Raw genomic sequence first — 5,093 nt, forward strand, 5'->3', positions numbered from 1 at the left:
TTTTCAATTGCACCGGTAAGCGGGTCAAAAATACTTAAGCGTTCTATTTCATCATCAAACATTTCTACACGTACAGCAAAAGTGTCTGATTCTGCTGGGAATATATCAACTACTTCGCCACGTACGCGGTATGTACCTCGGCTAAAATCTATATCATTGCGGGTATATTGTATTTCAGCAAGGCGGCGTAGCATGTCGCGTTGATCGACTTTTTCGCCCACTTTTAAAAGTAGCATCATTTTCATGTACGATTTAGGGTCACCCAAACCATAAATAGCCGATACCGATGCCACAATAATGGTGTCGCGACGCTCAAGCAATGCTTTGGTCGCACTTAAACGCATTTGCTCTATGTGCTCATTTATCGAAGCATCTTTTTCAATAAATGTGTCGCTAGATACAACATAGGCTTCTGGCTGGTAGTAATCGTAATACGATACAAAGTATTCAACCGCGTTTTTAGGAAAAAACTCTTTCATCTCGCCGTATAGCTGCGCAGCCAATGTTTTATTGTGCGCCATTATTATTGTTGGACGATTTAAATCGCTAATAATATTGGCCATAGTAAAGGTTTTACCTGTACCGGTGGCACCTAATAACGTTTGGTGTGCAAGCCCCGCTTCTAACCCTTCGCATAGCTGTTTAATGGCGGTAGGCTGATCGCCTGCTGGTTTGAAATGTGATTTTAACTGAAAATGGTCGCTCAATTATTGCACTCCTGTAACGATTCGCCGCTCAGCGCTTCTAGTTTTTTCATAAACCATTTATATGCCACTATTGCTGTAAATAAATTACCTATGGCAGCGCCTATAAATAACCCTAATAATCCGGCTATTTCGTTGCCGATATAAGCAAATGGTACATAAAATATGAATAAACGAATAACGCTTAGTACCAATGCGTTCATTGGTTTGTGTAAAGCATTAAACGATGAGTTTGATAATATGATCACCCCTTGTAAGCCATAGCTTAGTGGGATGGTATAAATAAAGAGCTTAATTACATCTATTACGGCTTGTTCTTTACCAAATAATTGGCTTATTACACCTGAAAATGCAATTAGTAATACGTAAATGGCAAATTGCCATACCATCACAAATTTTAGTGTGCCGGTATACGCTTCTTTAACACGGCATAATTTGCCAGCCCCAAAATTTTGACTCACAAATGGCGGTAATGTCATCGATAGCGCAAGCACTAAAATACTTGCAATAGATTCTATCCGGCTTCCTACTCCAAATGCGGCCACGGCTTCTGGCCCATGATGCGCTACTAAGGCGGTCATTACAGCCATTGCAACAGGTGTAAGCATGTTTGCACCTGCAGCAGGTAAACCAATTTTTAATATTTTACGAATAGCGCCAGTTACAGTTTGCTTGCCCGCTTTGAGACTCAACAAACGTTTTTTAACCGCTAATATATATAAAATAATAACCACAGCGACCGACCATGCAACAACACTTGCTATGGCAGCGCCTTGAATTCCTAACGCGGGTACCGGCCCAAAGCCAAATATAAGTATTGGGTCAAGTACGGCGTTTATCAGCCCGGCTCCGCCCATTACTATACTTGGCGTTTTGGTATCACCGCTGGCACGCAGTACCGAATTACCAATCATTGGGGTTATTAAAAATACGCTACCGATAAACCATACATTCATGTATTCATGTATTAACGGCAATACTTGCGCGCCCGCTCCTAGTAAAGTAAATATGGGGTCAATCAGTAAATATCCAACAGATGACAACACAATAACCAAAACCACACCAACCATTAAAGAAATACTGGCATCAAAACGTGCTTCATCAATTTTATTACTGCCGAGCGCTTTCGCTATTACTGCTGATGTACCGATCCCCAGCCCTATTGCTAAGCTGATAACGGTAAAAGTAACTGGAAATGTAAAGCTCACGGCAGCTAATGGTTCGGTGCCAAGTAAACTTATAAAAAAGGTGTCTACAATATTGAACATCATTAGTGTGATCATGCCGAATATCATCGGTATGGTCATCGTCTTTAATGTAGGCAAGATAGGATCGTTTAGTAAATCTGGGCGAGTCTGAGATTTTGAAATTGCGCGCATGAAATAAATAGGCCTCTTTTACTGAACGAATCATTTTAAAGCATCAAGACAGTTCAAGCCACGGATTTATCACTACAATTGATGTAATTACGTAAGTAAATATTCTAAAAAATAGTAAAACTTGGTTTTTACATCTTTTTGTTAAAATAGAGCCTAAACACCCCAAAAAACAATTAAAACACATTTTTATAACTTTTATTACAAACACCCTGTGTTATCTGATGCTTTTTTACACAAAGCAACTACTTGGTTTATCGTTACGAAAAAATTCATTCATGGAGTTACATCTATTAGCCACCAAAACATAACCCACTGTTTTACAATGAATAAAAAATAGTGATTTAAAAGCTTGAAATCGTTGTAGCACCCTAAAACATTGGTGCCGATGATGTTCTTAAAGTTTCATAAACAGAGTTATCCACAGAAACCGTGGATAACTCATTCAAAGCCGCATTTATAAAGGCCTTGAGAGACTCGCAATTTTCGCTGAGGTCCAACCAATTGTTGATTTGCTAATTGTGGCATTTTTATAAACTCACTGTAGCCGCCGACCAAAATTGGGTAATCGCACGGGTTACGTTGGGTAAATGTTAATTACCCAAGTAACTCGCACGGGTTAGGATGGGTAAATACAAGAAATGCCCGAGCCTAAATAATTAAATATATCTGCTCAATTGCTACTTTTGGCCAATTTTAAAACAGCAGTTAAACACCTTATCTAACAAATTTTTAAATTAAACTTCTATTTCTGTATACGGCAACGTTGGAGCTGCACCAACAATACGGCCATTTTCAACGTATGCCGCACCTGATTCAACGCTATCACCCAACACAACACTCTGACTGCTGTCACTATATTGAACGTGTGTGGTGCCGTTTGAGTTCACTGTAACTACTGTCACTATTGTTCGCTGCGTTCTATCGAGTACTGAGCCTAGGCGATTGAGTGTGTTAGACATTGCTGATCACCTTTATAGTTTGGCTTACTGTGATAGCGCCTGATTCGCTAATACTTGCGCTTATATCCATATTGTCGCACGTTGCTTTGTAGGTAGAGCTGGCATATGTAACACCTACTAACATGCCTGGTCTAATTGGTGGTAAGTCGTTTAGTAACTTTGTGCGTATAGTGCTTTGCTGTTTGTTGCCACTGTTTGCAAGTTCATATGAGCCGCGCTGCCTTGCTGCTTGGTTATCTGTTATCAATGAGTCAACTACGTCACTTGAAAATTGATCGCCTAACGTTCCTGCACGTTTGATTTTACACGCTACGCCTTGCTGCTCACCGCGAACAAATACCGCGTTATGCGTTTGGTTAATTGTTTGGCTTGTATTGTGCTCAAGTATTATTGAGTCGTTTAGTATTACATCACAAATAGCGTTTTCAGTATCCCAAGGCATAACAGGCCAAGCAGGTATAACTGAAACAGTTTTGTTCGCGCTGTCTATATCAAGCATTGCCCCTGCCGACTTAGCAACACTTAAAAGCGCAGCTGCGGGGGTTAAATCAGTATAAGTAAATGCCCCTGTTGGTATTGGGTAATCTATCATTTTATTATCGAGCGACCAGCCTGTATTTACTAAAATATCAGACATGATCCCCGCTAACGTTTTAGCCGTTGGGTTGGCGTAGTTTGTTGCGCGAGCATATGGGGCTGATAAGAGCGCAAAGCGTCCACGACAGCTTGCACTATAACTTGAATTTGCAAAACGATTGGCCGTACTAGGCTGCTCACAAATCACATAAAAATCGTAGCCATTTATTGAGATTTTTAGCTCTTGGCCTAGGGCGCGCTCAAAGTCGATACGAGAACAAAACTTAAGGCTACCCGTAGCACTAAACTGGCTGCGTGATACTGAGTAATTTACGCTACTAATTAGTATTTTTACGTCGTCTGAAACACGCACGCAATTAATGGTTGGCTGCATGATATATGTATTCCTAATCTGAGGCTCGATAGGTATTTTTCTATCTATTGTTGGTATGTCATCATCACTGCGAACTAAACCACCGGGCAGGCCCCAATAACACACTTTATCAGGTGCATTAAAGCGCATTTTTATAGAGCCTGTTCGGGCTTGATATGGGGCGTTAAAGTCGAGCTTCAAATAGCCTTTAAATTGGTGATTTCGCCAATAACAAATATATTCTTTATCTGTTTGGCCGTAGTGTAAAACAAGCTTACGCAACTCTAATAATGGCTTTACAGGCCAATGCAGAACATTTTCTGTTTTGATTGATTCAGAGCTATTCCAGAGCAGTTTAAATTCAGTATGTTCAACATATAACTCAGTTAACCAATTGAAGTCGTTTTCGTCATGCTCAATGCTAGTTATTATTTTGTACGGTATTTGAATGGTATTTGATATATTGCCGCTGTTACCCCATTCAACACTTTTTTGTTCTGTAACTAATACGGCAATTTTCCTTTTAATACTAAAAACAACAGGTACTAATTCAGCGCTGTTAAACGTTGTTTTTAATTCGTTTTTAACAGATTCTGTTTGATATTCGAGCACTTGAGCTTGTGTAATTAATGGCGGGATTAACCAGCTTAACTCCGACTCGATACCGATATTAGCTTGTAAAATTGGTAGCGTTGGATCAACTGGACCAGTGTCATCACCAAAGCGCATAGTTAAAGGTGATGTATTTATTGCGTGCGGTTTAGTAAATCGCATCACCAACGCGGCATCATTACCCATGACATCCATGTCATTATTTTGATAGCTTAATTGAAGAGGCGACTTATTAACGTTATATAGGTTAATAAAGCGTAGTTTCAACATTATGCAGGCGGCTCATAGGATGATGGGTTGTTAATATCAAATTGAAATATATTGATTAGTTTAGGCTGCACTCTATCGAGTATTGATGCGTTAAACTCATCATTATCATCAAGAATGATACATATAAGCGTTGGGCCTATCGAGTAAGATAAAGGAAGTATAATTCGCATATCCTCTCCTAATTTGATTGGCAAATGCCTTAGAATAGCACCCGTTTTCC

Annotated in this window: 5 protein-coding genes; all 5 read right to left on the minus strand. The window is 39.7% G+C overall.

Annotation, left to right across the window (positions count from 1 at the left end):
* Positions 1-707 (minus strand): DEAD/DEAH box helicase family protein (locus H5072_RS11430; protein ID WP_182693589.1); only part of this gene is annotated, 707 nt, incomplete at its 3' end.
* Complete coding sequence (locus H5072_RS11435; protein ID WP_138489356.1) at positions 704-2,083, minus strand: MATE family efflux transporter; 1,380 nt, start codon at positions 2,081-2,083, stop codon at positions 704-706. The genes H5072_RS11435 and H5072_RS11430, both read right to left, overlap by 4 nt.
* 734 nt (positions 2,084-2,817) lie before the next feature.
* Complete coding sequence (locus H5072_RS11440) at positions 2,818-3,042, minus strand: hypothetical protein (protein WP_182693590.1); 225 nt, start codon at positions 3,040-3,042, stop codon at positions 2,818-2,820.
* Positions 3,035-4,873 carry a hypothetical protein gene (locus tag H5072_RS11445; protein WP_182693591.1) on the minus strand — a complete coding sequence of 613 codons (1,839 nt, stop codon included), beginning with the start codon at positions 4,871-4,873 and terminating at the stop codon, positions 3,035-3,037. Before H5072_RS11445 ends, H5072_RS11440 begins: the two co-directional genes overlap by 8 nt.
* Positions 4,873-5,043: a hypothetical protein gene (locus H5072_RS11450; protein WP_182693592.1), complete on the minus strand. Its 171-nt coding sequence runs from the start codon at positions 5,041-5,043 to the stop codon at positions 4,873-4,875. Before H5072_RS11450 ends, H5072_RS11445 begins: the two co-directional genes overlap by 1 nt.
* Positions 5,044-5,093 lie beyond the last annotated feature (50 nt).

The sequence above is a fragment of the Pseudoalteromonas sp. SR45-5 genome, from assembly GCF_014163565.1.
Lineage (GTDB): Bacteria > Pseudomonadota > Gammaproteobacteria > Enterobacterales > Alteromonadaceae > Pseudoalteromonas > Pseudoalteromonas distincta.

Coding starts and splice junctions, on each gene's coding strand:
- H5072_RS11435 (WP_138489356.1), bottom strand. CDS start 2,083: ATGCGCGCAATTTCAAAATCTCAGACTCGCCCAGATTTACTAAACGAT.
- H5072_RS11440 (WP_182693590.1), bottom strand. CDS start 3,042: ATGTCTAACACACTCAATCGCCTAGGCTCAGTACTCGATAGAACGCAG.
- H5072_RS11445 (WP_182693591.1), bottom strand. CDS start 4,873: ATGTTGAAACTACGCTTTATTAACCTATATAACGTTAATAAGTCGCCT.
- H5072_RS11450 (WP_182693592.1), bottom strand. CDS start 5,043: ATGCGAATTATACTTCCTTTATCTTACTCGATAGGCCCAACGCTTATA.